The organism is Rhodococcus sp. 05-2255-3B1 (genome assembly GCF_002258545.1).
Taxonomy (GTDB): Bacteria; Actinomycetota; Actinomycetes; order Mycobacteriales; family Mycobacteriaceae; genus Rhodococcoides.
On sequence record NZ_NOZC01000027.1, the window covers coordinates 253132 to 280051 of the forward strand.

At 65.6% G+C, this 26920-nt stretch carries 26 protein-coding genes; 15 read left to right on the forward strand and 11 right to left on the reverse strand.

Annotation, left to right across the window (positions count from 1 at the left end; genetic code table 11):
* Positions 1-7 precede the first annotated feature (7 nt).
* Complete coding sequence (gene metG, locus CH249_RS15960) at positions 8-1552, reverse strand: methionine--tRNA ligase (protein ID WP_094631240.1); 1545 nt, start codon at positions 1550-1552, stop codon at positions 8-10.
* Positions 1553-1573: 21 nt separating this feature from the next.
* On the opposite strand from metG, the gene CH249_RS15965 reads away from it, so the two are divergent.
* The 3 genes from CH249_RS15965 to rsmA all read left to right on the forward strand — a co-directional run bounded on the left by CH249_RS15965 (position 1574) and on the right by rsmA (position 4625).
* On the forward strand, positions 1574-2401 hold the full coding sequence (locus CH249_RS15965) for a TatD family hydrolase (RefSeq protein WP_094683252.1): 828 nt from the start codon (positions 1574-1576) through the stop codon (positions 2399-2401).
* 102 nt (positions 2402-2503) lie between these two features.
* Positions 2504-3631: a resuscitation-promoting factor gene (locus tag CH249_RS15970; RefSeq protein WP_094683253.1), complete on the forward strand. Its 1128-nt coding sequence runs from the start codon at positions 2504-2506 to the stop codon at positions 3629-3631.
* 118 nt (positions 3632-3749) lie between these two features.
* Positions 3750-4625: a 16S rRNA (adenine(1518)-N(6)/adenine(1519)-N(6))-dimethyltransferase RsmA gene (rsmA, locus tag CH249_RS15975; protein ID WP_094631242.1), complete on the forward strand. Its 876-nt coding sequence runs from the start codon at positions 3750-3752 to the stop codon at positions 4623-4625.
* A 7-nt stretch (positions 4626-4632) separates the two neighbouring features.
* Here the strand turns inward: rsmA and CH249_RS15980 are convergent, their stop codons facing one another.
* Both CH249_RS15980 and CH249_RS15985 read right to left on the reverse strand, forming a co-directional pair.
* Positions 4633-5448, reverse strand: coding sequence for a DNA/RNA non-specific endonuclease (locus tag CH249_RS15980; RefSeq protein ID WP_045196410.1), 816 nt, complete (start codon positions 5446-5448; stop codon positions 4633-4635).
* A gap of 12 nt (positions 5449-5460) precedes the next feature.
* Positions 5461-6450 carry a YafY family protein gene (locus CH249_RS15985; RefSeq protein WP_032395717.1) on the reverse strand — a complete coding sequence of 330 codons (990 nt, stop codon included), beginning with the start codon at positions 6448-6450 and terminating at the stop codon, positions 5461-5463.
* A 182-nt stretch (positions 6451-6632) separates the two neighbouring features.
* On the opposite strand from CH249_RS15985, the gene CH249_RS15990 reads away from it, so the two are divergent.
* The 4 genes from CH249_RS15990 (at position 6633) to CH249_RS16005 (ending at position 11168) form a co-directional block, all read left to right on the forward strand.
* The gene (locus CH249_RS15990) at positions 6633-7568 is read left to right on the forward strand and encodes a 4-(cytidine 5'-diphospho)-2-C-methyl-D-erythritol kinase (RefSeq protein ID WP_032396229.1); all 936 of its coding nucleotides are present in this window, start codon (positions 6633-6635) and stop codon (positions 7566-7568) included.
* Positions 7568-9364, forward strand: coding sequence for an ABC-F family ATP-binding cassette domain-containing protein (locus CH249_RS15995; protein ID WP_032395716.1), 1797 nt, complete (start codon positions 7568-7570; stop codon positions 9362-9364). The genes CH249_RS15990 and CH249_RS15995 overlap by 1 nt, the downstream gene beginning before the upstream one ends.
* 76 nt (positions 9365-9440) lie before the next feature.
* Positions 9441-10124, forward strand: coding sequence for a DUF4166 domain-containing protein (locus CH249_RS16000; protein WP_045196406.1), 684 nt, complete (start codon positions 9441-9443; stop codon positions 10122-10124).
* 45 nt (positions 10125-10169) lie between these two features.
* The gene (locus tag CH249_RS16005) at positions 10170-11168 is read left to right on the forward strand and encodes an enoyl-CoA hydratase/isomerase family protein (protein WP_094683254.1); all 999 of its coding nucleotides are present in this window, start codon (positions 10170-10172) and stop codon (positions 11166-11168) included.
* Between the two features lie 10 nt (positions 11169-11178).
* Here the strand turns inward: CH249_RS16005 and CH249_RS28470 are convergent, their stop codons facing one another.
* Complete coding sequence (locus CH249_RS28470; protein ID WP_230596808.1) at positions 11179-11526, reverse strand: hypothetical protein; 348 nt, start codon at positions 11524-11526, stop codon at positions 11179-11181.
* Between the two features lie 70 nt (positions 11527-11596).
* Between CH249_RS28470 and CH249_RS28475 the strand changes: the two genes are divergently transcribed.
* Complete coding sequence (locus CH249_RS28475) at positions 11597-11821, forward strand: hypothetical protein (RefSeq protein ID WP_230596806.1); 225 nt, start codon at positions 11597-11599, stop codon at positions 11819-11821.
* 163 nt (positions 11822-11984) lie between these two features.
* Here CH249_RS28475 and pnuC read toward each other — a convergent pair whose 3' ends face one another.
* Positions 11985-12638, reverse strand: a complete 654-nt coding sequence (pnuC, locus tag CH249_RS16015) for a nicotinamide riboside transporter PnuC (RefSeq protein WP_094683338.1) — start codon at positions 12636-12638, stop codon at positions 11985-11987.
* Between the two features lie 7 nt (positions 12639-12645).
* Positions 12646-14301 (reverse strand): peptide chain release factor 3, encoded by a 1656-nt coding sequence (locus tag CH249_RS16020; protein ID WP_032396226.1) that lies wholly within the window; start codon positions 14299-14301, stop codon positions 12646-12648.
* A gap of 184 nt (positions 14302-14485) precedes the next feature.
* On the opposite strand from CH249_RS16020, the gene CH249_RS16025 reads away from it, so the two are divergent.
* The gene (locus CH249_RS16025; RefSeq protein WP_094631247.1) at positions 14486-16120 is read left to right on the forward strand and encodes a fatty acyl-AMP ligase; all 1635 of its coding nucleotides are present in this window, start codon (positions 14486-14488) and stop codon (positions 16118-16120) included.
* 91 nt (positions 16121-16211) lie between these two features.
* On the opposite strand, the gene pth is transcribed toward CH249_RS16025, so the two are convergent.
* From pth to CH249_RS16040, 3 genes are all read right to left on the reverse strand, one after another.
* On the reverse strand, positions 16212-16799 hold the full coding sequence (pth, locus tag CH249_RS16030) for an aminoacyl-tRNA hydrolase (RefSeq protein WP_230596804.1): 588 nt from the start codon (positions 16797-16799) through the stop codon (positions 16212-16214).
* Positions 16800-16886: 87 nt separating this feature from the next.
* Positions 16887-17549 carry a 50S ribosomal protein L25/general stress protein Ctc gene (locus tag CH249_RS16035; RefSeq protein WP_094645621.1) on the reverse strand — a complete coding sequence of 221 codons (663 nt, stop codon included), beginning with the start codon at positions 17547-17549 and terminating at the stop codon, positions 16887-16889.
* A 191-nt stretch (positions 17550-17740) separates the two neighbouring features.
* Complete coding sequence (locus tag CH249_RS16040) at positions 17741-18337, reverse strand: TetR/AcrR family transcriptional regulator (protein ID WP_045196400.1); 597 nt, start codon at positions 18335-18337, stop codon at positions 17741-17743.
* Positions 18338-18410: 73 nt separating this feature from the next.
* Here CH249_RS16040 and CH249_RS16045 point away from each other — a divergent pair, with 73 nt between their 5' ends.
* On the forward strand, positions 18411-19391 hold the full coding sequence (locus CH249_RS16045) for a DMT family transporter (protein ID WP_094683255.1): 981 nt from the start codon (positions 18411-18413) through the stop codon (positions 19389-19391).
* Here CH249_RS16045 and CH249_RS16050 read toward each other — a convergent pair.
* Positions 19334-20503, reverse strand: a complete 1170-nt coding sequence (locus CH249_RS16050; RefSeq protein ID WP_094683256.1) for an aminotransferase class V-fold PLP-dependent enzyme — start codon at positions 20501-20503, stop codon at positions 19334-19336. The two genes, CH249_RS16045 and CH249_RS16050, sit on opposite strands and share 58 nt — an antisense overlap.
* A 147-nt stretch (positions 20504-20650) precedes the next feature.
* Between CH249_RS16050 and egtA the strand changes: the two genes are divergently transcribed.
* From egtA to egtD, 4 genes are read left to right on the forward strand one after another with little or no spacing between them, the layout of a single operon-like run.
* Positions 20651-21907, forward strand: a complete 1257-nt coding sequence (egtA, locus tag CH249_RS16055; RefSeq protein WP_094683257.1) for an ergothioneine biosynthesis glutamate--cysteine ligase EgtA — start codon at positions 20651-20653, stop codon at positions 21905-21907.
* Complete coding sequence (gene egtB / locus CH249_RS16060; protein WP_179273274.1) at positions 21904-23208, forward strand: ergothioneine biosynthesis protein EgtB; 1305 nt, start codon at positions 21904-21906, stop codon at positions 23206-23208. Before egtA ends, egtB begins: the two co-directional genes overlap by 4 nt.
* Positions 23209-23958, forward strand: coding sequence for an ergothioneine biosynthesis protein EgtC (egtC, locus tag CH249_RS16065; protein ID WP_094658585.1), 750 nt, complete (start codon positions 23209-23211; stop codon positions 23956-23958). It abuts the gene before it with no gap.
* Entirely contained in the window at positions 23955-24920 is a 966-nt protein-coding gene (gene egtD, locus CH249_RS16070; protein ID WP_094683259.1) for an L-histidine N(alpha)-methyltransferase, read from the forward strand. The genes egtC and egtD overlap by 4 nt, the downstream gene beginning before the upstream one ends.
* A 12-nt stretch (positions 24921-24932) precedes the next feature.
* Here the strand turns inward: egtD and CH249_RS16075 are convergent, their stop codons facing one another.
* A complete protein-coding gene (locus CH249_RS16075; RefSeq protein WP_094683260.1) occupies positions 24933-25784 on the reverse strand; it encodes a helix-turn-helix transcriptional regulator in 852 nt (283 codons plus the stop codon).
* Between the two features lie 102 nt (positions 25785-25886).
* Here CH249_RS16075 and CH249_RS16080 point away from each other — a divergent pair, with 102 nt between their 5' ends.
* Positions 25887-26882, forward strand: a complete 996-nt coding sequence (locus tag CH249_RS16080) for an aldo/keto reductase (protein WP_094631297.1) — start codon at positions 25887-25889, stop codon at positions 26880-26882.
* Positions 26883-26920 lie beyond the last annotated feature (38 nt).

Here is a 26920-nt window from a genome sequence, read left to right on the forward strand (position 1 = left end):
GAGCGCTCTACTCGTACTTGGGGAACACCGGCGTCGGGGTCGGTAGTGCAGTGCCGGGCACCGAACGTGTTGCGATGTCGGTGAATTCGCGGTTCTGTGCGCCGAGCAGGTCGAGGATGCGCGACGCGGAATCGGGCATGACGGGCTGCGTCAGGATGCTCACGATGCGCAGCACCTCGATCGTCACGTACAGCACGGTGGCCATGCGATCGGGATCGGTCTTGCGCAGTACCCACGGCTGCTGCAGCGAGAAGTAGCGGTTGGTCTCACCGAGCACCGACCAGATCGCTTCGAGCGCGGAATGGATTGCCTGCACATCGAATTCGCGTCGGCAAAGCTCGAGGAGTGCATCGGCGCGGGCCAGCATCGCGTCGTCCTCGGCGGTGAATTCTCCCGGTGTCGGGAGAGCTCCGTCGAGGTTCTTGGCGACCATCGTCAGCGAACGCTGCGCGAGGTTGCCGAGTTCGTTGGACAGGTCGGCGTTGACGCGGGCGACGATTGCCTCGTGGCTGTAGCTGCCGTCCTGACCGAACGAGACCTCGCGGAGGAAGAAGAAGCGCACCGGGTCGAGGCCGTAGTTCTCCACCAACGATTTAGGGTCCAGAACGTTGCCGAGAGACTTGGACATCTTCTCGCCCTTGACGTTCAGGAACCCGTGCACGAACACTCGCTTGGGCAGTTCGATGCCCGCGGACATCAGGAACGCCGGCCAGTAGACGGTGTGGAAGCGGGTGATGTCCTTGCCGATGATGTGCAGATCGGCAGGCCAGAATTTCCGGAACGACTCCGACTCGACGTCGGGATAGCCGGCACCGGTGAGGTAGTTGGTGAGCGCGTCGACCCACACGTACATCACGTGCGCCGGATCGCCGGGCACCGGCACGCCCCAGTCGAACGTCGTTCGGGAGATCGACAGGTCGCGCAGGCCGCCCTTGACGAAGTTCACGATCTCGTTGCGACGGGTGCCGGGCGCGATGAAGTCCGGCGACGCGTCGTACAGCTCGAGCAGTTTGTCCTGGTACTGCGACAGCTTGAAGAAGTACGACGACTCCTCGGTCCACTCGACCGGAGTGTTCGTCTCCGTCGCGACGCGCGAGCCGTCCTCGGCGAGGGTGGTCTCGGCCTCGGTGTAGAACGCCTCGTCTCGTACCGAGTACCAGCCGGAGTAGGAGTCGAGATAGATGTCGCCGTTCGCTTCCATCCGCTTCCACAGTTCTTGGCTGGCGGCATGGTGATCGGCGTCGGTGGTGCGGATGAAGCGTCCGTAGGAGATCTTCAGCAGGTCCTGAGCGGTCTGGAATGCGTCGGAGTTGCGCGCGGCGAGCTCACGCACGTCCACGCCCTCGGTCTGGGCGGTCTGCTGCATCTTCAGGCCGTGCTCGTCGGTACCCGTCAGGAATCGCACGTCGTAGCCGTCGAGGCGTTTGAAGCGCGCGATGGTGTCGGTGGCGATGTACTCGTAGGCGTGTCCGATGTGCGGAGCGCCGTTGGGGTACGCAATCGCCGTGGTGACGTAGAACGGTGGCCGTGGGGCATCAGCTGGCGCAGTCATGGTGCGCCTACTCTAACCAGCGTGAGCAGAGACCGTCCCGCACCACCGTTGCCCGAGTCCGTCGGCACTCTCGTCGACGCGCACACCCACCTCGATGCGTGTGGGGCGACCGACGCGGCGAGTGTGGCCGCGATCGTGGACAAGGCCGAGTCCGTCGGTGTCACGCGGGTGGTCACGATCGCCGACGACCTCGATGCCGCGCGCTTCGCCGTCGACGCGGCGTCCTGGGATCCGCGGGTATGGGCCGCGGTGGCGATTCATCCCACCCGCGCGAACGTGCTCGACGACGACGCCAGGGCCGAGATCGAGCGGTTGGCGTCCGATCCTCGCGTGGTGGCGGTCGGGGAGACCGGACTGGACTACTACTGGCCGGGCAAGCTCGACGGGTGCGCCACGGTGGCCGAGCAACACGAGGGATTTCGCTGGCACATCGACCTCGCGAAGCGCCTGGGCAAGCCGTTGATGATTCACAATCGCGAGGCCGACGAGGATCTGCTGGCCGTTCTGACGGCGGAAGGTGCGCCCGAGACGGTGATCTTCCACTGCTTTTCCGGTGGTCTCGAGACCGCGAAGGCCTGCGTCGACGCCGGCTACGTTCTCAGCTTTTCGGGGACCGTCAGTTTCAAGAACGCGCACGCGTTGCGGGAGGCCGCGGTTCTGGTACCGGACGAGCTCGTGCTGGTGGAGACCGACGCGCCGTTCCTGACGCCGCATCCGTATCGAGGTGCACCCAACGAGCCGTACTGCCTGCCGTACACCGCGCGGGCGTTGGCCGAGGTTCGCGGTCAGGATCCGGCAGCGCTCGCTGCTCACGCCACAGCCAATGCGGAGCGGGTGTACGGCCTCTAGCTGCCGAAGTTGCGACGTGGGTGCTAATTCGTTACCGTACCGTGACCGAACTCGGGCGTTTCGACGCCGAAGTCACGCTCGCAACCGCCAGGAATACGAAACTTGTCGACTATCAGACGCCTCAACTCCGCCCGCTCGACCACTCTCTACCTGGTCATCGCGGCCCTGTTGATGACGCTCGTCGCCGGTGGTGTGATGGCCGTGAGCCGTCACAAGACCGTGACCATCGACGTCGACGGCGACATGATCTCGCTGAGCACGATGAAAACCGACGTCAGCAGTGCGTTGGCCGACGCCGGTTATGCCCCGTCGGACAAGGATCTGGTCGTTCCCGCTCCCGACTCCGGCCTGAGCGACGGCGACACCGTTGTCCTTCGCCGCGCCCGCGAGATCACACTGAACGTCGACGGCAAGCCCGAGGAGATCTGGACCACCGCACTGACCGTCGAGGAAGCACTGCAGCAGACCGGCCTCGCCGAGGACGTGCACGTCTCCGCCTCGCGCTCGGAGCGACTGCCGCTCGACGGCACCGAGTTGGACGTCGCACTGCCCAAGCAGGTCTCGCTCGTCGACGGCGGAGCCCCCGCCACCCCGATCACCCTGGCCGCACCGACCGTGCGCGAATTCCTCGAAGCAGCAGGCGCGCCGCTCGAAGAAGCCGACACCGTCAGCCCCGATCCCGACGCGACCGTGACCGACGGCGCCGAGATCGTCGTCACGCGTGACCGCACCGTCACCAAGACCGAGACCACCGATACCGATGCGCCGGAGCAGCGGATCGAAGATCCGACGATGAACATGAGCCGCACCGTCGTCGAGAACCCCGGTGCCCCGGGCGTCTCCGACATCACCTGGAAGATCAACATGATCAACGGCGTCGAGGTCGGTCGCGAGAAGGTCGACGAGAAGGTGCAGGTACCCGCGCAGCCGAAGACCGTCCGCGTCGGAGCAAAGCCCGGCACCGAGGTGCCGCCGGTGGAGAACGGTGCGATCTGGGACGCGCTCGCACAGTGCGAGGCAACCGGCAACTGGGCGATCAACACGGGTAACGGCTTCTACGGTGGCGTGCAGTTCGACCAGAACACCTGGGAACGTCAGGGCGGCCTCAAGTACGCACCGCGCGCCGACCTCGCCACCCGCGAAGAGCAGATCGCAATCGCATCGGTGACGCAGAAATCGCAGGGCTGGGGCGCATGGCCCGCCTGCACCTCGCGCCTGGGTTATCGCTGACTGCCTTGGGTCATTCCGCAGGCTCCACTCCTGCCTTCCTGGGTCATTCCGCAGGCTCCACTCCTGCCTTCCTGGGTCATTCCGCAGGCTCCACTCCTGCCCACGTAGAGTTTCCGCCGTGTCCGAACATGTGAGGGGATCCGCGGCTCTGCTCGGTCCCGCCGAGGTCCGCTCCCTCGCAGCCGAGCTCGACGTGCGGCCCACCAAGCAGCTCGGACAGAACTTCGTGCACGACGCAAACACTGTTCGACGCATCGTCGCCTCCGCGGGAGTGGGCCCTCAGGACACGGTCCTCGAGGTCGGCCCCGGCCTCGGTTCGCTGACTCTGGCGTTGCTCGACGTGGCCGAATCCGTCATCGCCGTCGAGATCGATCCCAAGCTCGCGAACCGTTTGCCCACCACGGTGGCCGACCGAGCCCCGACCCTGGCCGATCGGCTGACGGTGATCGAGGCCGACGCGCTTCGCGTCCGAGCGGCGGACATCGCGGGGGAGCCGACTGCACTGGTGGCCAACCTCCCCTACAACGTCGCCGTTCCCGTGCTGATTCATCTGTTCTCGGAATTGCCGAGCCTCCGTGTCGCGGTGGTGATGGTCCAAGCCGAGGTGGCCGATCGACTCGCCGCGGTACCGGGCAGCAAGATCTACGGCATCCCCAGCGTCAAGGCCAGGTTCTTCGGTGACGTCAAAAGGGCCGGCGCGGTGGGCCGTTCGGTGTTCTGGCCGGTGCCCAAGGTCGAGTCGGGCCTGGTGCGTATCGATCGGTACGCCGAGCCGCCGTGGCCCACCGACACCGCGCATCGCAAGGCCGTCTTCGCGGTGATCGATGCCGCATTCGCGCAGCGACGAAAGACCCTGCGAGCGGCCCTCGCCGGCTGGGCCGGCTCCCCGGTGGCGGCCGAACGCCGGTTGCGTGAGGCCGGAATCGACCCGACGGCGCGAGGCGAAACCATCGACGCCGCAGCCTTCGTCCGCTTGGCCGCTACCGAAGCCTGAGGCCCCTCTACAGGTGGATGTCCGACAGTCGCGTCAGCTCGGTCCACTTCGACGCCTCCGCACGAGCGGCAGCCACCGGTGCATAGCGATCGGCTTCGATCAACACACCCAGCTCCAGGCCGGTCATCGACGCGATGTCGGCCACCGGAACCTGGTACGTCCGATACGGGCCGAGGGGCGGGGGATCGGTCTCGAGTCGTAACGGCTTGTCGAGGATCGGATCGAGGGACGGCGACTGGTCGAGAACGTATCCGGTGCATGCGGGAGTCGAATCCTGCGACCATGCCGCGATCTTGAAGAACTGCCGCGGAATGGCGACACCGCGGTAGATCGGATCGTCGTCGGCGAAGATGCAACCGCTGAACACCGAGAGCTTTCGGTCGTACTGCTCGGCGTTTCCCAGCACGTAGTCCTCCAGCCCCAGCCACAGCGTCTTCGACTGATTCAGGGTGGCCGTCTGTGGCGCGCACACGGTGTAATGGAACGTGTCCTCGTTGGCGCGCTCGGCCACCGCACGCTCACCCCACACCGGATCTCGCCTGCGAACCAGATGCCCGCGATCGAGGTCGTTGTTCTTGTACAGCTCGTTGCCGGCCTGCTGCGCAGCCGGTAGCCGATCGTCGAGTCGCCAGTTGTCTCCCCGCCCGACATCCTGCAGGCTCGCGCCGTCGATGTTCACGCCGGTGACCGCGGCGAGGCGTCGGGCAGGGTCGATGGACACCGAGAAGTGCGTGTACGCAAGCACCACCACGTCGGCGCGATCGGGCAACGGAACGTCGATGTCGGCCAGGAATTTCGGGTCGAAACCGAGTGGTGTCGTCATCTGCCCATTGACTCACGGACCGGTTACCGGAGGGTGAACCGCCGCGAGGTATCGCTCGTTCAGCCTCGCGTGCCGCTCGGCCACGATGCGGCATTCCTCGCGCAGTTCCGGTGGATCGAGCACCGTGAAATCGGTGTCGAACGCCGCCAGCCACCGTGCGATCGAGGGCAGCGAATCCCCGGCCAACACCACCGCGCAGGTGCGGTCGTCGATGGATTCGAGTGTGCCCCACTGCTCGTCGATCATCGGCGCGATCGTCTCGATCGGGGCGTGCAACGCGATCCGCGCCTGAACTCTGGCGAACGCACGATCGATTCCCTTCGAGACGAACGACGCCGCGCCGCCCGGCGGCAGCGCCCGGGGCGTGAACCGCGGACCCGTCGGAATCTTCGGAGTCAGACGATCAACCCGATACGACCGCCAATCCTCCCGCAGTACATCCCAACCCAGCAGGTACCAGCGCGCTCCCGCCCGCACCAGGCTGTACGGCTCCACCTCGCGCCTGGACTCGGAACCGTCGTGCTTGCGGTAATCGAACCGCAACCGCTCGTGTCCGTGGCACACCGCTGCCACCGTGGACAGCACCGACGCATCCACCGCCGAACGGGGTGTCTTCTCCACCACGTCGATGCGCAACGCGTCGAGCCGATGCTGGATGCGCGAGGGCATCACCTGCCGCAACTTCGTCAACGCCCGCAACGACGCCTCCCCGATACCCGCGACCGAGCCCCCGGCGGCGGACTGCAACCCGAAGGCCACCGCCAGCGCCTCGTCGTCGTCGAGCAGCAGCGGAGGCATCTCCGCGCCGGGACCGAGCTGGTACCCACCGCCGACACCCGGCGTCGCATTGACCGGATAACCGATGTCGCGCAGCTTGTCCACGTCGCGCCGCAACGTGCGAGGAGTGACGTCGAGTCGCTCTGCCAATTCCGCGCCCGCCCAATCACGACGCGTCTGCAGCAGAGACAACAGCCGCAACAACCGAGCCGATGTTTCCTTCATGGGCCCACGATGCCACCGAATGCGGACATATTCGGTCCGCATCGCCCGATCATCCCCGCCCCCGAAGTCCACTGAATGTGACATCGACCGCCCAAAAGTCCACTGAACGTCACATCGAGTACCCACCGGAGGCCGCCCTGGTGGTGAACTCGGGCGTTGTTTCTCCACTACTGTGGTTACTCGTGCTGTCTGTCGTTCCCACACCCGTCGTCGTTCGGGCCCCGTCGAAGGTGAATCTGCATCTGTCGGTCGGTGACCTGCGTCCCGACGGCTTTCACGAGCTGACGACGGTGTTCCAGGCGCTCTCGCTCTCGGACGAACTGTCGGTGATTCCGGCCAAGACACTTTCGGTTCGGGTGCGCGGCGACGACGCGAGGGTGGTTCCCACCGATTCACGGAATCTGGTGTGGAAGGCCGCCGAGTTGCTGGGGCGTCGGGTCGGGCGCGAGCCGTCGGTGGAGATCACCATCGACAAGGGAATTCCGGTGGCCGGCGGGATGGCAGGCGGAAGTGCCGATGCTGCCGCGACCCTGGTGGCACTGAACGCGATGTGGCATCTCGATCTCTCGCGTGACGAGCTCGACGAGGTGGCGGCCCAGCTCGGGAGCGACGTGCCCTTCTCGTTGCACGGCGGAACCGCGGTCGGAACCGGTCGCGGGGAGAAGCTGCTTCCGGTGCTCTCGCGCAACAGTTTTCACTGGGTGCTGGCGTTGGCGAAGGGTGGTCTGCAAACGCCTGCCGTGTACAACGAACTCGACGAGTTGCGGGCCAAGGGCGATCCGCCTCGCCTCGGCGGCACCGAGGATCTGATGCATGCGCTGGCGTCCGGCGATGCGCGTGCACTCGCGCCGTTGCTCGGCAACGACCTGCAGGCCGCTGCGGTCTCGCTGATGCCGCAGTTGCGTCGCACGCTGCGCGCGGGAGTCACCGCCGGGGCATTGGCGGGCATCGTGTCCGGCTCGGGCCCCACCTGCGCGTTTCTGTGCGCCGACGCCGACGCGGCGGTGTCGGTGAGCGCTGAATTGTCCGGTGCCGGTGTGTGCCGCACCGTCCGTGTTGCGAGTGGACCGGTTCCCGGTGCTCGTGTTGTCACTAGTGAATCGATTGGTTTTTCCTGATGGTCAATCTCGTCAATCTCGAAAACGTCAGCAAGTCCTTCGGCGTCAAGCCACTGCTCGACGGCGTCTCGCTCGGCGTGCAGGAGGGCGAACGCATCGGCATGGTCGGTCTCAACGGCGGCGGTAAGACCACCACCCTCGAGGTTCTCGCCGGCATCGAACCGCCCGATTCGGGACGTGTCAGCCGGGTCAACGGCCTGCGCATGGCCGTCGTCACCCAGCGCGGCGTGTTGCCTCCGGGGTCGACCGTCGGCCAGGTGGTCCTCGACCCACTCGGAATGGCCGAGCACGAGTGGGCGGGTGACTCTCGGGTGCGAAACATCTTGACCGGCATCGGTATTGCCGATCTCGGGCCTGCGGGGAGTTCGGGACTCGACGCGTCGATCGACAACCTCTCGGGCGGCGAGCGTCGACGAGTTGCGTTGGCAGCGGCTCTGGTTCAGGATCTCGATCTGCTGGTGCTCGACGAGCCGACCAACCACCTCGACGTCGAGGGCGTGCAGTGGTTGGCCGCGCACCTGGTCAGCCGTCGCAGTGCGCTGGTGGTCGTCACCCACGATCGCTGGTTCCTCGACACGGTCGCCAATCGCACGTGGGAAGTGGTCGGCGGCGGCGTCGAGGCCTACGAGGGCGGCTACAACGACTGGGTGTTCGCGCGCGCCGAGCGGTCCCGTCAGGCCGACGCGTCCGAGGAGCGTCGACGCAACCTCGCGCGCAAGGAGTTGGCGTGGCTGCGCCGCGGTGCCCCGGCTCGTACCTCCAAGCCGAAGTACCGCATCGAGGCGGCCGAGGCTCTGATCGCCGACGTTCCGGCACCGCGTGACTCCGTCGCGTTGTCCTCGTTCGCTCAGCGTCGTCTCGGCAAGGTCGTCATCGAACTCGAGGACGCGCGCCTGGAGACTCCCGACGGCCGAGAACTGGTGAAGGACTTCACCTGGCGTCTGGCTCCCGGTGAGCGCGTCGGCCTGGTCGGCGTCAACGGTTCGGGCAAGACCACGATGCTCCGCACGCTCGCCGGTGAACTGCAGCCTGCTGCGGGTAAGCGCATCCAGGGCCAGACGGTCAAGATCGGTTGGCTCAAGCAGGAATTGGACGACCTACCCAAGAAGCTGCGTGTTCTCGATGCGGTCAAGGAAGTGGCCGAGCGGATCACGTTGGGTGACCGCGAGATCTCGGCCGGGCAGCTCGCGGAGCGGCTCGGCTTCACCCCGGCGCGTCAGCGCACCCCCGTCGGAGATCTCTCCGGCGGTGAGCGTCGTCGGCTCCAGCTCACGCGCGTGTTGATGGCCGAGCCGAACGTGCTGTTGCTCGACGAGCCCACCAACGATCTCGACATCGACACCCTGCAGCAGCTCGAGGACATCCTCGACGGCTGGGCGGGCACCCTCGTCGTCATCAGTCACGATCGGTACCTGATCGAGCGCATCTGTGATTCCACCTGGGCACTGTTCGGCGACGGCAAGCTCACCAATCTGCCCGGCGGGATCGACGAGTACCTGCGTCGCCGGTCGGTTCTCGCGGCCGAGGCCACTCCGGATTCGTTGACCACCGGCGCGGTGCCGAAGAAGGCGACCCGGGATGCGGCGTCCGAGCGCGCGGCCCGTAAGGAACTGAGCAAGCTCGAAAAGCTCGTCCTTCGGCTCTCCAAGCGTGAGGTCGAGTTGCATGCCGAACTCGTCGACGCGTCCACCGAGCAGGGCAAGCTCGTCGCCCTCGACACCGAGCTCAAGCAGGTCCTCGCGGACAAGGATGTCGCCGAGGAACGCTGGATGGAGTTGGCCGCCGAGTTGGAGTAGAGCCTGCGGCACGTGAACGGTAATTCGTAATCTGCTACGAAGTTTCGCTCACCTGCGCGCAGCGCATACTGGAGTCATGACATCGGTCGTCGCGGAAGTACTCGGTTCGGACTTCGCCCGTCTGCATCCCAAGGTTCAGTGGCGCTTCGGATTGCAGTCCTCGGACGATCTCGCCCAGTTCGGGGTGGGCGTGATGGAGGAGATGACGCACTCTCGGCTCGTGCCGCCGCCGTTGCTGTGGGCCGGACGCAAGCGTGGGCTCTTTCCTGCGGGTGTGGGCAAGGACGTGCCGTTCACCATCGCCAACTATGCGTATGTCGACGAACTGGGCCGCGAGACAATGTCTTTCGTGCGGCGTTTCGCTTTCGCCGGTCGCCCGCAGGGAATGAACTCGGTGATGGTGTCCTCCGCCGAGTCCGACGCGTATGCCTTGGACTACCTGGGTTTCTCGTCGGACATGGTGGTGCACACCAGGTGTGAGGTCGATGCCGATGGTGGACTGGTGCTCGAGAGCGAGGTGCCGCGATTCCTGCTCGGCCCTCTTGCGCCGAAGTTGCCGAAGCCGGCGTCGGCGGTGACGATCGGTCGCGAGTGGTGGGATGCGGCCGAGGAGCGGCATCGCATCGAGATCGAGGTGAAGAGCCCGGTGCTCGGGCAGCTGTTTCTCTATCGTGGATGGTTCACTGCCGAGGAGCGGCCGTGTCCTCCCGCCGACATTCCCGCTGACGCGCGTCCACGGTCGGTCGAGTCTCGCGAATAGCGCTACTGTTACGCGTCGAACGATGTGCGTGTGAAGGAGTCAACAGTGGCCGTTGTCGAAGCCGAGACCGTGGGCGGAGTGGGGCATATCGTCCTGAACCGGCCGGAGGCTCTGAACTCGTTGAACGGTGCGATGATCGACGGGATCCGCGCCGCACTCGATGCGTGGCGAGACGACGATGAGGTCACTTCTGTTCTCGTGACGAGCAGTTCACCTCGGGCGTTCTGCGCCGGCGGTGACATCAAGGCGATTCGGCAGGCCGTCGTCGACGGTGACCACGAGGCGGGCCCGGCGTACTTCGCGGCGGAGTACGACCTCGACGAGGTGATTGCCGGCTACCCCAAGCCGTACGTCGCCGTCATCGAAGCGGCGGCTTTCGGTGGTGGCCTGGGAATTTCGATTCACGGCAGCGTCCGCATCGTCACCGAGAACGCCGTGTTGGCGATGCCGGAGACGGCGATCGGTTTCGTGCCGGATGTGGGGTCGAGCTACTTTCTCTCGCGCCTGCCGGGCCATGCCGGACGGTACCTGGCGCTGACGGGAACTCGTATCACCGGAACCGATGCGCTCGCACTGGGATTGGCGACGCATTTCTGCCCGAGCGAGGTCGTGTCCGATCTGAAGGCGGACATTCTCGCAGGCATGGATCTGGACGAGGTGTTGGATCGATACACCACTACGCCGTCGACCACCGAACTCTCGTTCGACGCGGAGGCGGTGGCTGCAGTGTTCGAGAGGAGCTCACTCGTCGACATCATCGATGCGCTGGTGTGCGACACGCCCTGGTCGCGGACGACGAAGACTCAGTTGGCGACGCTGTCGCCCACGTCCCTGATGGCAACCGACGCGCTAATCACACGGGGGGCCGACAGCACGTTGCGTGAATGTCTCGATCGGGAGTTGCGGATGGCGACGTGGATCATCACCGAACCGGACTTCGCCGAGGGTGTTCGTGCAGTGCTGGTCGACAAGGACCGAGCGCCGCAATGGAAGCCTCTGGTACTCGAGATGGTGCGACCAGAGGCATTCCAGCAGCTGTTGTGACCGGCAGGGGTCAGCGGTAGCCCTTGGCGGGGTTCTGCAGGTCCAGCACGATGGTCTGGCCGTTGGAGCGAACGTGGATCTCGGGGTTCTGCAGGCCACCCGAGACGAGGTATTCGCCGAGGAGCTGGAGCAGCTCGTCGGGACCGACGGAGGTGTCGGGGGTGCGGATGTCGCCGGTGCGGCTGCCGAGCTCGTTCTGGGTCAGGCGGCCTGCGATGCGTACCGAGGCGACGCCCATGGCGGTACGACGGTCCGGTCCCTGGCCGCGACCGAGCGACGGCGAGGAGCTGGAGCCGTGAGACGTGGAGCGGCCGTTGGTGGGCAGGCCGTGTTCTGAGATCTGATCGCTTGTAGTCACTTCAACCTCGTTCGATTCCGTGGCGGGCTTCTCTGGACGACGTCGATCCGCGCGGGGGGTCGTTGAATCCGTGACGGACGACGTTGCTGGTGCAGGCGTTGTTGCGGACGCCTTATCGGTGGACGTGGCCACTGCCTCCGAATTCTCGGTGGTAGAGGTCTCGGCCGCCTTCTCGGCGGGCGCTGCCGCCGAAGAATCGGTGCGGCCACCGGCGGGTGAAGTGGAGTCGGACTTCGGCGGCGTCGCCAAACGATGCGCAGGAACGCCACCGACCTTGATCCCGGCCAATGGGTAGTTCGATCCCTTAGTCATGTCGTTTTCCACTTCATCGTGATCCCAGGTGGTTCCGCGCCGAGATGTCACGATCGGGCATCGATCAGGACGGGCTACTCGGCGTCGAGCACGCAGAAACGTACTCGAAGTTTGTTCGGACACGCTGAGAGTATCATCACGATTGTTTACGACGCCATTTTTTGACCGAAGTTCTTGTTCTGAACTCTGAACCACACGGCAAAACCCCAGGCCACGAACGCGGCATACACCAGGTAGAGAACCGCGGAGGGATAGAACCCGGCGACGATCAGCAGCGGAACGCCCACGATGTCCACCGCGATCCAGATCAGCCAGAACTCGGTGAGTCCACGCGCCATTCCGAAGGTCGCCAGCATGGATCCGGTGAAGATCCACGCGTCGGCCCACTTGCCGAACGAGCCGAGGTAGCCGAACAGTTGCGCGAACAGCACCGTGCCGACGATCGCGACGACGATCATCGCGGTCCGCTCCCGCGCCGTGCCCCACCGCGGTAGAACCGCTGCCCCCGACCGTTTGGAGTCCCGCAGCCAACGCATCAACCCGTAGACGCTCACCGCGATGAACATCAGTTGTCGCCCGGCCTGGCCGTACAGATCGAGAGCCTGCGGAGTGTGGAACACGCCGCCGAGGAAGACAGTGAATAGCAGCGCATTGCCGATGATCCCCACCGGCCACGCCCATACGACGCGCCGCATCCCGCCGATCGCCGAGAGCAAGCCGAAACCGTTGCCGACCACCTCACGCCACAGAATCGGGTGCCCCAGTACGGAGAACTTTGCGTCGAGCAGATCGATCAGCACGCCGGTGCTACTGATCACCCGCGGCGACGAGTGGTTCGAGAGTCAGCTCGGGCATCTCCTTCTGGATGTACTGCAGACGCCACTTGTCGCTCACCAGTGCCAGCAGCGCACCGTCGGTGCGGGTGAAGACCTCGACACCGCGCTGGCGACCCAACTCGACGGCCGAGGCCGCGTCGGTGCGTCGGGCAAGGGAGTATCCGAGCGGTTCCATTCGGGCGTCGACGCCGAACTCGGTCTTCATTCGTGCGGTGACCACCTCGAACTGCATGGGTCCGACGGCGGCGAGCACGGGGGAGGCGTCGCCGCGAATGTCGTTGCGCAGCACCTGAACCACGCCTTCGGAGTCGAGTTGCTCGACGGCCCGGCGGAACTTCTTGTACTTGTCGGCGCTGTCGACGCGCAGTGCCGAGAAGTGCTCGGGCGCGAACGACGGGATGGGCGGGAACTCGACCTTCTTGTCGGTGTAGAGCGTGTGCCCGGGGGCGAGTGCGGTCGCGTTGACGAGGCCGACGATGTCTCCCGGATAGGCGTTCTCGACGGTCGTACGATCGCGACCGAACACCGTCAACGCGTACTTGGTGGTGAACGGCTTCTTGGTTTGGGAGTGGGTGACGACCATGCCGCGCTCGAACACTCCGGAGACCACGCGCATGAACGCCAGGCGGTCGCGGTGCGCGGTGTCCATGCCTGCCTGCACCTTGAACACGACGGCGCTGAACGGATCGGTGACCTCGCGTACCCCGCCCGAGACGTCGTCGCGCGCGCCGGGGGCGGGTGCCAGAGCGACGAGGGTGTCGAGAATCTGCCGGACGCCGAAGTTGAGCATCGCGGAGCCGAAGATCACCGGCGACGTCTGACCGGCCAGGAACATCTCCTGATCGTGCTGCTGACCGCTCGAGATCAGCAGATCACTTTCCTCGACGGCGGTGTCCCAGTCGACGCCCTCACGTTCGGCGGCGGCCTCGGCCGTCATGAATTCCTCGGGTGCGATGGTGGCACCACCGGCGGTACGGGTGAACCGGATGTAGCTGCCGTCCTGTACGTCGAGCAGGCCGCGGAAGTCGCCGGCGATCCCAACGGGCCAGTAGAGAGGCGTCGGAGTCAGGCCGATCCGCGACTCGATCTCGTCGAGCAGCTCGAGCGGCGACTGGCCCGGGCGGTCCCACTTGTTGATGACGGTGATGACCGGGATGCCGAACTGGCGGCACACCTGGAACAGCTTGAGGGTCTGCGGCTCCAGACCCTTGGCGGCGTCGATCAACATCACGGCCGCGTCGACGGCGGTGAGCACGCGGTAGGTGTCCTCGGAGAAGTCGGCGTGGCCGGGGGTGTCGACGAGGTTGATGACGTTGGTGATCTCCGCGTCGGGGGAGGTCTGGTAATTGAACTGCAGCGCAGTCGAACTCACCGAGATGCCACGGGCCTTCTCCATCTCCATCCAGTCGGAGACGGTGGAGCGGCGGCCGGCTTTGCCGTGGATGGCTCCGGCCTCGGAGATGACGCGTGCATGCAGGGCGAGGGCCTCGGTGAGCGTCGACTTGCCGGCGTCGGGGTGCGAGATCACCGCAAATGTTCGACGCCTCGCGACCTCGGTCTCGAGTTCTTTGGCCCGGCTGCGGGTGGTTCCGGACTCGTCGAGCGCTGCCGGTCCGGACCCGTCGATCGTGGCGTCGACGTCGGGGGTACTGGACGGGGTGCTCACGAAAACCTCATTCTCCTAGCAAGGGCGGCACCGAATCGGGTGCCGGGGCAGAAATCAAGGATACGCGGCCTGTTGCACCCTTCGGTCGGGGCGGGACTGCCTACTGTGGACGGTGGGCCGGGATTCCCTCACGAGGAGACGCGCGTTGAGCAAGTTCACCGAAGAGATGTTCGAGACCGCGAGCACCAGCAAGCACGGTCTGATCACCGGCGAGCCCGACGAGGCATTGCGACAGTCCTGGGGTGAAATCCACGAGCAGGCGCGTCGGATGGCCGGTGCGTTGGCCGACGCAGGCGTCGAACACGGGGATGCGATCGGCATCCTGGCCGGTCAGCCGGTCGACATCGCTCCTGCGTGCCAGGCGACCTGGATGCGCGGGGGATCGGTGACGATGCTGCATCAGCCCACACCGCGGACCGACCTCGCCGTCTGGGGTGAGGACACCGAGACCGTCGTGCGGATGATCGAGGCCAAGGCCGTGATCCTCGGGGCTCCGTTCGACATCGCCGCACCCGTGCTCGAGGAGCGCGGCATCACCGTGCTGAAGATCGAGGACATGAAGACCGGTCGCGACATCGATCCGGTGCCCACGTCCGAGTCCGATATCGCGCTGCAGCAGCTCACCTCCGGATCGACCGGTTCGCCGAAGGCCGTACGGATCACGCACGAGAACTTCTACGTCAATGCCTACGCGATGATCGACCGCATCGAATTCGATGTCGAAACCGACGTGATGGTCAGTTGGCTGCCGTTGTTCCACGACATGGGCATGGTGGGCTTCCTGTCGGTGCCCATGCAGGTCGGTGCCGAGGTCGTCAGTATCACTCCGCTGGACTTTCTGCGCTCGCCGCTGTTGTGGGCCAAGCTGATTCACAAGTACCGCGGAACCGTCACGGCAGCACCCAATTTCGCCTATTCGCTGCTGGCGCGGCGGCTCGGTCAGGCGGAGGACGACCTGGATCTCGACCTGTCGACTCTGCGCTACGCCTGGAACGGAGCCGAGCCGGTCGATCCGGACACCATGATCGCCCTCGCCGAGGCCGGAGCCCGGTACAAGCTGAACCCCCTCGCACTGGCTCCGGTCTACGGAATGGCGGAAACGACTCTGGCCGTGTCGATTCCGAACCCCGATCAGGGGCAGGTGATCGACGTGGTCGACGCGGACCTGCTCGAGACCCTCGGTCGTGCCGTCCCGTCCACTCGCGGCAACACCCGCTCGCTGGCGACGCTCGGCAAATTCGTTCCCGGGTTGGAGGGCCGTGTCGTGGACAAGGAGGGGCAGGTGCTCACCGCACGGGGCGTCGGCATCATCGAGGTGCGAGGCAAGGCCGTCACGCCCGGATACATCACCGTCGACGGCCCGGTGTCGACGCTCGACGCGGACGGCTGGCTCGACACCGGCGACGTCGGTTACATCACCGAGGACGAACTGGTGGTCGTCTGCGGGCGAATCAAGGACGTCATCATCATGGGTGGTCGCAACATCTATCCCACCGACATCGAACGGGCCGCGGGCACCGTCGCCGGTGTGCGGCCGGGCAATGCCGTGGCCATTCGGCTCGATGCCGGTGACAAACGCGAAAGTTTCGCGGTGGCTGTGGAAACCAACGACATCGACAAGCCGGACGAGGTCAGGCGCATCGAACGTGAAGTGATCCATGCCGTGCATTCGGAGGTCGGAGTGCGGCCGCGAACCGTCGCGGTATTGGGGCCGGGCAGCATCCCGAAGACGTCGAGCGGCAAACTGCGGCGGGCGAATTCGGCGTCGCTGCTGAACTGAACCCGCAGGAGACCTCACGCCGTTTTTACGGGGTGCGCGCGTGCGTCAGGAAGCGAGAACGGGCGCGCACCTCAGAACAGGGGTGTGAGGATCAGCGCGGGTGCACCGTATTCTGTGCGGCCTCGAGTCCGGCCGAGAGCAGGAGCTCGGCGGCGTCGGCTGCTTCCTCGACCACGACGCCGAGGTCCTTGCGCTCGGCAGCGGAGAACGGCTTGAGCACGAAAGACGCCGGATCCATCCGTCCCGGTGGTCGCCCGACGCCGACGCGCACCCGCAGATAGTCCTTGGTGCTCAGGTGCTGCGAGATCGAGCGGAGGCCGTTGTGGCCACCTTCGCCGCCGCCGAGTTTGAGTCGTAGAGCACCGAAGTCGATGTCCAACTCGTCGTGCACCACGACGATGTTCGCAGGCTCGATCGAGAAGAAGCGCGCCAACGCAGCCACTGGTTGGCCCGAGAGATTCATGAAGGTGCGCGGCTTGGCGATGACCACCGAGCGACTGCCGAGACGGGCCTGCACGATGTCGGAGTTGGACTTCTTGTGCGAGGAGAACGCGGAACCGATGCGTCCGGCCAGGGCGTCGGCCACCATGAATCCCACGTTGTGACGGGTCTTTTCGTACTGCGGGCCGGGATTGCCGAGGCCGACGATCAGGGCCGGCGCTGCGGGATCAACACTCACGGTCGTCATTGTCTCATCAGGCCTTCGAAACGAACGACGCGCTGCTCCCGAGGGAAGCAGCGCGCCGTCGAGCGTGCAGGTGGAGAATCAGCTCTCGTCGGAGCTGTCCTCGTCCGAGGACTCGGCTTCTTCCTGAGTCTCGGCGTCGCCCTCTTCGGAGATGGGCTCGGTGCCTTCGCCGTCGGCCTCGAGGTCTTCCTCGGACGGAGCCTCGACGACGTTCACGAGCAGCGTCTCGCCGTCGGACACCAGCGTGACGCCGGACGGAAGGGCGAGGTCGGCTGCGGTGATCTGAGTACCGATCTGAGCCTCTTCGACGGAGACGACGAAGTTCTCCGGGATCTCCAGTGCGTCGGCCTCGATCTCGACCGCGGTCGAGTCGGTGGTGACCAGGGTGCCCGGTGCGGCGTCGCCCTCGACGATGATGTTGACCTCGACGGTGACGCGCTCGCCCTTCTTCAGGACGAGGAGGTCGGCGTGCTCGATGCTGCGACGGATCGGGTGCACGACGATCGACTTGGTCAGCGCCAGCTGCGATTTGCCGTCGATGTCGAGGGTCAGCACGGCGTTGGTGCCGTCGTTACGCAGCACGGCTGCGAACGCGCGAGCGTCCAGTGCGAGGTGCTGGGGGTCGGTGGCGTGTCCGTACAGAACTGCGGGAACGAGGCCGTCGCGACGGGTGCGGCGGGCGGCTCCCTTGCCGAATTCGGTGCGGACCTGTGCGGTGAGGTTGTTTACCTTCGATGCCATGGTGCTGGATGCTCCTGATAACTGTGGTTCGTGCGGCGTACTTCGTCGGGCGGTCAAGCTCGTCGGGGCGGACACGAACGAGCGCGGCCAACGGGGCCGAGCCGCGTCGATAACGGTGGATCCTGGGAATCTGGATCTACCCTCGCCGAGACAACCTGGGAAACAATACACGATGCCGCGCAGTGGCTTGGCTATGCGCCCCCTGGGGCACCTGTCCGCACCACTGCGAGCGCAGCGAGCAGATCGAACGCGATGCCCCGCGCGACCACGATCGCGTCATCGCGAGCTCCCGCTGTGCCCATCACCACCGCGCCCTCGTGCAGTACCGACAGTCGGGTTCCGAGCTGCTCGGCATCGGGGTAACCGGCTTCGGTGGCCAAACGCGCGAACAACGATCTCGTCCATTCCTTCTCGGACTCGATGATCGCGAGCACCGGGCTGCCGGTACCGCCGAACTCCGCGAAGGCGTTGACGAATCCGCAGCCGCGATGGTTGTCGCGCATCCACAGATCGAGGGCGTCGTACACCCCGAGGATGCGCGCGTCGCCGGATTCGAGGGATTCGACGTACCGGGTCACGTGATCGCACCACAGGCCGTATCGGCGGGTGAGGTACCGCTGCACCAGGCCGTCCTTGGAGCCGAATCGGTCGTACAGCGTTTTCTTCGTGGTGCCGGCCTCCTCCGCGATGAGGTCGACTCCGACGGCGCGAATCCCGCGGGCGTAGAACAGGTCGCTGGCGACGGTCAGGATGCGTTCTCCGGCGGGGGTGAGCGGCTTGTCGAGCATGGTTGCCTTTCGAAAGCGCTGGTGAGCGGCAGGTGCACCGCGAGTATACAGACCTGTATGTTTACATCGCTTCATGAGATCGAGAGTCGACGTCATTGCGGGTACAGCACTGGTGGTGTTGTGGAGTTCGGGCTTCATCGGAGCAGAGCTCGGAACCGCCGAAGCCCCGGCCCACACGCTTCTGGCCTGGCGCTACCTCGCCGCGGCGGCGTTGCTGATCGCGTGGTGCCGGTTCCGGAAACTGACCCCCACCTGGCATGCCATCCGAATCCATGCCGTCCTGGGCCTGTTCTGCCAGTTCCTCTACCTCGGTGCGACCATCACCGGCATCGGGATGGGCGTGCCACCCGGCGTCGCCGCCTTGATCGCCGCGTTGCAGCCACTGGTGGTCGCGATGGCGTCGAGCAGGATCTTCGGCGAACGCGTGGGACGACGGCAGATTCTGGGACTCGTCGTCGGGATCGCGGGTGTCTCGCTGGTGGTGGTCGGAGACCTGTCCGGTGCCGACCTCTTCTGGCCGGTCTACCTGCTACCGGCTGCCGGAATGCTGGCACTGTCGGTGGGCACGATCGGCCAACGCGTGCTGGCACCGAAGGAGCCGATCGCGCTGGCGATGGCGATTCAATGTTCCATCAGCGCAGTCGGATTCATGACGTGGAGTGCTCTGGCCGGGGACGTCGCGCCGCCGATGACGACCGGCTTTATCGCCGCCGTGGCCTGGACGGTGGTGCTCTCCACCTTCGGGGCATACGGCGCGTACCTGTTCGTGGTGCGTCGCAACGGTCCGACGCGCGCCAGCGTGCTGCTCTACCTGACACCGCCGACGACCATGCTGTGGGCCTTGCTGATGTTCGGCGACGAGATCACCTGGCTCGGGCTCGGCGGACTCGTGGTCTCCGCAATCGGCGTGGCTGCCTACCTCCGCGGAACCCATGTGAGCGACGGTTCGACGGGTCGTTCCGCCGGCTCCACTCCTGCCGACCCTGCTACGAAGTGTCACTCACCTGCGAGCGCAGCGAGCATCGCGTCCAGTTCGGCGAACGCGACGAAATAGTGCGGAGATGCACGCACGACGGCGTCGAGTCCCCGGCCCGTCATGTCCAGACGCGTGGAACCGCGATGGCTGACGGTGACCGTCACGTTTCGTTCGGCCAGTCGGTCACGCACTGCCACGGGATCCTCGCCGTCGACGGTGAAGGATACGATGCCGCTCTTACGGTCGCCGAGGTCGCGCACGGTCACCCCGGGAACCTTCCGAAGCCCCGAGCGGAGGTAGTCGGCACGTTCGACGACGGCGTCTTCGACTCGGTCGATACCGAGTTCGAGCAGGTAGTCGACGGCCGCACCGAGCGCGAGCCTGGCCGCGACGTCGCATTCCCAGAATTCGAAACGCGTGGCGTCGTCTGCCATCCGGTACGTCCGTCCATCGGTCCACTCTGCGCTGTGCAGGTCCAGGGCCGGCGGATGCAGCGTCGACGCCAATCCCGGACGCAGGTAGAGGAAGCCCGTTCCGCGTGGGCCGCGCAACCATTTGCGGCCGGTGGCCGAGAGGGCGTCGACTCCCAACTCCTCGACGTCGACGCGTAGCTGCCCGATGGACTGGCAGGCGTCGAGCAGGACCAGTGCACCGTGCTGGTGGGCGAGATCGGCCACGGCACGGGCGGGATTGATCAGGCCGCCGTTCGTGGGGGCGTGCACCACCGAGATCAGTTTCACGCGGTCGTCGAGCATCGATTCCAGCGCGTCCAGATCGATGCGTCCCGATGCGTCGCTCGGCATGACCTGGACGGTCGCTCCGGTGACTTCGGCGCGGTGGAGGGCGGAGATGGCATTGCTGGCGTACTCGGCCTCGCACAGCAGGATTCGGTCGCCGGCCGAGAGCGGCACCGAGTAGAAGAAGTCCGTCCAGGCCCGCGTCGCGGAATCGCTCAGTGCAATGCTCGACGCCTGCGCGCCGATCAATGTTGCAATCGAGGTCTTGACCGCGGCGAGGTCGTCGAGTCGTTCGTTCGCGGCCCGGTAGCCGCCGATCTCCGCTTCGCGGCGTAGATGCGCGATCGCGGTGTCGAGGACGACGGTCGGGGGCAACGAGGATCCGGCGCTGTCGAGAAACACGCGGCCCGACGCACCTGGGGTGTCGCGTCGAATGCGGTCGTGATCGAGCATCGGTCGTCCTTTCGGTTGCGAACTCTCGGGCACCAGAGTTCCACAATCGGTAGCCTCGACCGGACGAGGGATCGCGGCGTTTTCGATCCTCGCAGCTGGGTACGTTCTCCGAGCGGAGAACGTGTTGAGTGCGGAAAGAAGGAATGAGTGTCGTCCAACGAGAAGTCTCTCGGGCTGAGCTCGCGCCCGGCAGCAGAGGCATACGTGTCGAAGGTGTGTTTCAAGCTGGGGCCACCGGCACTCGTCGGTGCCGAACTCGAGTGGCTCACCGCCCTCGACGACGGAACCCGTCCGACCCTCTCGGCTCTGGCCGATGCGCTCGGTGTTCACTCCCCGCGCAGTATCGATCCCGAATCACCCGCCCTGTCGTTGCCGGGCGGAAGCATCGTCACCGTCGAACCCGGTGGTCAGGTCGAATTGTCCAGTTCGCCTTATGTATCCGTTTCTCGACTCGCACCGATGCTCGACGCCGATGCCCAGCGGCTGCGGAACATCCTCGGTGATGCCGGCATCGACATGGCGTCCGTTCCGGCCGATACCGCTCGGGCACCGGAACGCCTCCTCGTCCTCCCGCGGTACTGTGCGATGGAGAATCGGTTCACCACCATCGGCCCCTTCGGGAAGTTGATGATGTGCAACACCGCTGCGGCTCAGGTGAGCGTCGACGCCGGACGTGATCGCGCCGAGGTCGCCGCGCGCTGGCACATGCTCCACGTCATCGGTCCCGCCTTTGTGTCCGCGTTTGCCCGCTCTCCTGAACTCGCCGGAGCACCTGCCGGGGACTGGGCATCGCAGCGGATGCGAACCTGGCTCGAACTCGACTCCAGCAGAACCGATTCCAGCAGAACTGCGGTTCCGAACACCGGTGACCCGATTGCCGACTACGCACGCTGGGCACTCGACGTTCCATTGCTCTGCATCCAGGGCATCACGCAGAACTGGGAAGCACCTGCGGGCACCACGTTCGCTCAGTGGATGGACGATCCCGGCATCGTCGGACGCGCGCCGACCTACAGTGACCTCGATTATCACCTGACCACCCTGTTCCCCAAGGTGCGCGCATGTGGGCACTTCGAGATTCGCTATCTCGATGCGCAGCCGGACGGTCAGTGGGTGGTTCCGGCCGCGGCGTTCGAGGCGCTGTTGTCCACACCCGAACTGGTGGCTCGCGCCACCGAGATCGGCGGCGGAACGGCGGGACGGTGGCTCGACGCGGCCCGCTTCGGGTTGGCCGACGACGACCTCCTTGCGGCGGCAACCGAATTGCTCCAACTCGCCGCGGAGGTCGGCGGCGAGTACTCCGAGTTGCTGTCGGCGGCATCTCGCCGATGCGGTGCGGGCGAGCCCCCCAGTGAATTCGACACGGCGACACGGGAATTTCGGACTCGAAAGGAATCGGTGTGAGCGCCGAACAACTCAGGAACAGAATCGAAACGGTCCTCACTCGCAGTCGTGCCCGCAGCGGCGCACTCACCGACTGTGTGGACGAGACCGAACTGATGGCGCAGCATTCGCCGTTGATGAGCCCGCTGGTGTGGGATCTCGCGCACATCGGTAGTCAAGAGGAACTCTGGCTCGTACGCGACGTCGGTGGCCGCGATCCCGTCCGTCCGGACATCGACGAGCTGTACGACGCGTTCAAGCACTCGCGGTCTTCGCGTACGTCGCTTCCCTTGCTCACTCCGGACGAGGCGCGCGTCTACGTCCGGACCGTGCGCGACAAGGCCTGGGATGTGCTCGATCACAGCACTTTCGAGGGTCGACCGGTCGAGAAGCACGGTTTCGCGTTCGGCATGATCGCCCAGCACGAACAGCAGCACGACGAGACCATGCTCGCGACCCATCAATTGCGTTCGGGGCCCGCGGTTCTCACGGCTCCTGCGCCACCGGCCTCGGTGGTGCCGGTGTCGGGTGAGGCCGTCATCGCGGGTGGCCCGTTCTCGATGGGGACCTCGCTCGACCCGTGGGCACTGGACAACGAGCGACCGGCTCATTCGGTGCACGTGCCCACCTTCGCCATCGACCGGGCACCGATCACCAACGCGCAGTTCATGGATTTCATCGCCGACGGCGGTTACCGACGCCGCGAACTGTGGACCGAGAAGGGTTGGCAGCATCGCGTCGACGCGAACCTGACCGCGCCACAGTTCTGGGAGTCCGACTCCGACGGAACGTGGTGGCGTCGCAGTTTCGGGGTGTCCAAGAAGGTTCGCCCGCAGCAGCCCGTGGTGCACGTGTGCTGGTTCGAGGCCGACGCCTACGCCCGCTGGGCAGGCAAGCGACTGCCGACGGAGGCCGAGTGGGAGAAGGCCGCGCGTTTCGACGCCGACACTCGCACCAGTAACGCGTACCCGTGGGGCGATGCCGAACCCACTGCAGCAGGTGCCAATCTGAATCAGCGGCATCTGGAACCGGCGGACGTCGGCGCGTATCCCGACGGTGCCTCCTCGGCAGGTGTGCATCACCTCATCGGTGACGTATGGGAGTGGACTTCCTCGGATTTCGAGCCGTACCCCGGATTCGAGGCGTTTCCGTACGCCGAGTACTCCGAGGTGTTTCTTCGTGGCGACTACAAGGTGTTGCGCGGCGGCTCGTTCGGCACCGACGAGGTGGCATGTCGGGGCACGTTCCGCAACTGGGATCACCCGATCCGACGCCAGATCTTCAGCGGATTCCGGTTGGCCCGCGACGTCGAGCCCAGCTGAATGTGCCGACATCTCGGGTATCTCGGCCCTCTCACGTCGGTCGGGGGAGTGCTCACCGGCGGCGATCACAGTTTGCGGGTGCAGTCGTATGCCCCCGACGACATGCGCGGCGGGGGCACCATCAATGCCGACGGCTTCGGGGTCGCATGGTGGCAGGCCGGTTCGGTTCGCAGCTACCGCAACGCCATGCCGATCTGGACCGACCCCGCGGTCGACGATGTTCTGCCGCAGCTCGATTCGACGTCGGTGATCGCCGCCGTGCGATCGGCAACGGTGGGAATGCCGGTGGAGCGATCGGCCTGCGCACCGTTCACCGACGGCCGTTGGGCATTCAGTCACAACGGAGTGGTCCGCGGCTGGCCCCACTCACTGACCGACCTGTGGTCCGAGGTGCCGCCCGAAGATGCACTCACGTTGCCGGCTCCGACCGACGCGGCCGCAGTCTGGATCGTTCTGCGGCAGTTGCTCGCAACCCTCGAACCGCCGGCAGCGCTTGCCGCATTGGTTCGGCGTATCGAGGCGCGCGCACCGGGGTCCAGGCTCAACTTTCTCCTCGGCGACGGGGAGAATTTGTACGCCACCGCAGTGCATCACGCACTGTCCGTCCGCAGTTCCGGTGACGCCGTCACGATCGCGTCCGAACCCACCGACGACAATTCCGACTGGACGCCCGTCGACGACCGCAGTCTCGTCGTTGCCACGGCGTCCGAGTTGACCGTTTCCCGTCTCGACGAAGAGGAGCACACATGAGCACTGTCGAGGTACACCTCGCCGACACGGCACTGGTGGACGAATTGCGTAAGGACGTGCGAGACGGGTTGACGTCCACGCCGAAGTGGCTCTCGCCCAAATACTTCTACGACGCCGTGGGCAGCGAGCTGTTCGAGCGGATCACCGAGCTGCCCGAGTACTTTCCGACCCGCACCGAACGTGCCCTGCTCGAAGAGCATGCCCTCGACATCGCCGAGGCGACCGAATCCACCATGTTGATCGAGCTCGGGTCGGGCTCGTCGGAGAAGACGAAGATCCTGCTCGCTGCAGGGGCCAAGCACGGTTCGTTGAAGACCTATGTGCCGCAGGATGTGTCGGTCACGGCGCTCGAGGGAGCCATCGAGCAGATCGCCCAGGAGTTTCCCGCTCTCGAGGTGCACGGCATCGTCAGCGACTTCACCGATACTCTGCACAATCTGCCCGGTGGGGGCGCGCGCACCATCGCGTTTCTCGGTGGCACCCTGGGCAACCTCATCCCCGAGGAGCGCGAGGACTTTCTGAAGGCGATCGCAGGCGCGCTCGATCCAGGGGAGCACTTGCTCCTCGGCGTCGGACTGGTCATCGACCCGGACGTGCTGGTTCCGGCGTACGACGACGCGGCGGGGGTGACGGCGCAGTTCAATCGAAACGTGCTGTCGGTGATCAACTCTCGCCTGGGTGGCACTTTCGATCCCGATGCGTTCGAGCACGTCGCGCTGTGGAACGCCGAGCAGGAGTGGATCGAGATGCGACTGCGGGCGACATCGACGCAGGAGGTGTATATCGCCGATCTCGATCTGCACGTGCATTTCGAGGCGGGCGAGGAATTGCGCACCGAGATCTCGGCGAAGTTCCGACCCGACGGCATCACCGAAGAACTGGCTGCAGCGGGATTCGGCGTCGAGCATCTGTGGTCCGACTCCGATTCCCGGTTCGCGCTGATTCTTGCGGGTCGAGTGTGAACGAGCCCTCGACTACTCGGAGGCAGTGACGCCCAGGTGCTGAGTACCGATGACCCCGAGCAGATTCAATTTCTCGCGGGCGTCGGTTCCCGGCTGCGGCGAATAGACCAGGAGATGCTGGCCCTCTCTCTGGGTCACGAGGGTCTCGCAATGAACGGCGATCACGCCGAGTTCGGGATGCACGAAGCGTTTGGACGCCGACGTCTTGTATGCGACTCGGTGCTCGCTCCAAATCGTCTCGAACTCGGAGCTGGCGGCGCGTAGACGCTCGACCAGTACAGCGACCTCGGGATCGCCCGCTCGCCTGGCCGACACTGCTCGGAGATCGGCTACGTGTTTGTGGCCCATCCGATCCCAGTCCTCGCGGACGAAGTTGCGGCGCGTGCCGGCATCGGTGAACCACCGCCACACCACGTACCTGTCGAGCCCGGTGTACGTGCGCGGGTCCTCGGCCAGCGCGAGGTACATCGCGTTGTGCGCCAGGATCTCGCCGAGGTCTGTCACGACGCAGGCCGGAGTGTCGTCGAGCTTGGTCAGCAGGTGCATCAGGCCGGGCCCGACGTGCTTGTCCGCGCCGACACGGGTGGGCGGTGCCTGGCCGGCGAGGATGTAGAGATGGTCGCGCTCGTCGTCGTCCAATCTCAGCGCGCGGGCGAGCGAACCGAGAATCTGCGTGGACGGATGCGGCCCACGACGCTGTTCGAGGCGGGTGTAGTAATCGGTGGACATCCCGGCCAGCAGTGCCACTTCGTCGCGGCGCAGCCCCGGCGTGCGGCGGCGCGGTCCGGGTGACACACCGACGTCCTCGGGCGTCAGCAGCGCCCGTCGTCGTCGGAGAAAGTCGGCCAGTTCGTCACGTTCCACTCGCTCAGTGTCCACCGAATCGTCGAGCCGAACCAGGGACGGGCAGTCCCCTGACAACCGCTCTCTGGCGCGACAATCGCCACAGAGCACACAGTGGACGGCATGAACAGAACACGATTGGGAAATACCGGACCCACGGTGTCGCGCATCGGTCTCGGTGCCATGGGTATGTCCGGCGCATACGGCGATTCCAGCGACGGCGAATCGATCCGCACCATCCACGCTGCGCTCGACGCCGGCGTCGACCTGGTCGACACAGGCGACTTCTACGGTGCCGGCCACAACGAGATGCTCATCGGGCGGGCACTGAGCGAGCGCAACCGCGACGAGGTCGTGCTGTCGGTGAAGTTCGGGGCACTACGTGGACCCGACGGAAGCTGGCTCGGATTCGACGGCAGGCCGAACGCCGTCAAGAGCGCGCTGGGCTACACACTCGCACGGCTCGGCGTCGATCACATCGACATCTACCGACCCGCCCGACTGGATCCGCAGGTGCCGATCGAGGACACCGTCGGTGCCATAGCCGAGATGGTGGACGCGGGATACGTGCGACACATCGGCTTGTCCGAGATCGGGAGTGCGACGCTGCGTCGTGCCGCGGCGGTACACCCGATCTGCGACCTGCAGATCGAATACTCCATCGTCTCGCGTGGAATCGAGGACGACATTCTCGACACGGCCCGCGAGCTCGGTGTCGGTACCACCGCGTACGGCGTGCTTTCACGTGGGTTGCTGAGCGACACGTTCCGCACGTCCACTGTGTTGGCCGACAACGACTTCCGTGCACACAGCCCCCGATTCCAAGGGGAGAACCTGACGAGGAATCGCGAACTCGTGGAGTTGCTGGCCGAGCTCGCGGACGAGCGCAACGTCTCGGTCGCGCAACTGGCCATTGCCTGGGTCCTCTCCCGGGGTGACGACATCGTGCCCGTCGTCGGCGCACGAACCGTCGAGCGTTTGGCGGAAACCATTGCTGCATCGGAGATCTCGTTGACCTCCGAGGAGGTGTCGCGGATCGAGAGTACCGTGCCGAAAGATGCGGTAGCGGGCGAGCGCTACGCCGAGGCGCAGATGGCGCAACTCGACAGCGAAGCCTGAGCAGAGGCGTCGGCCGGCACGATGGTCTGTACCGCCGG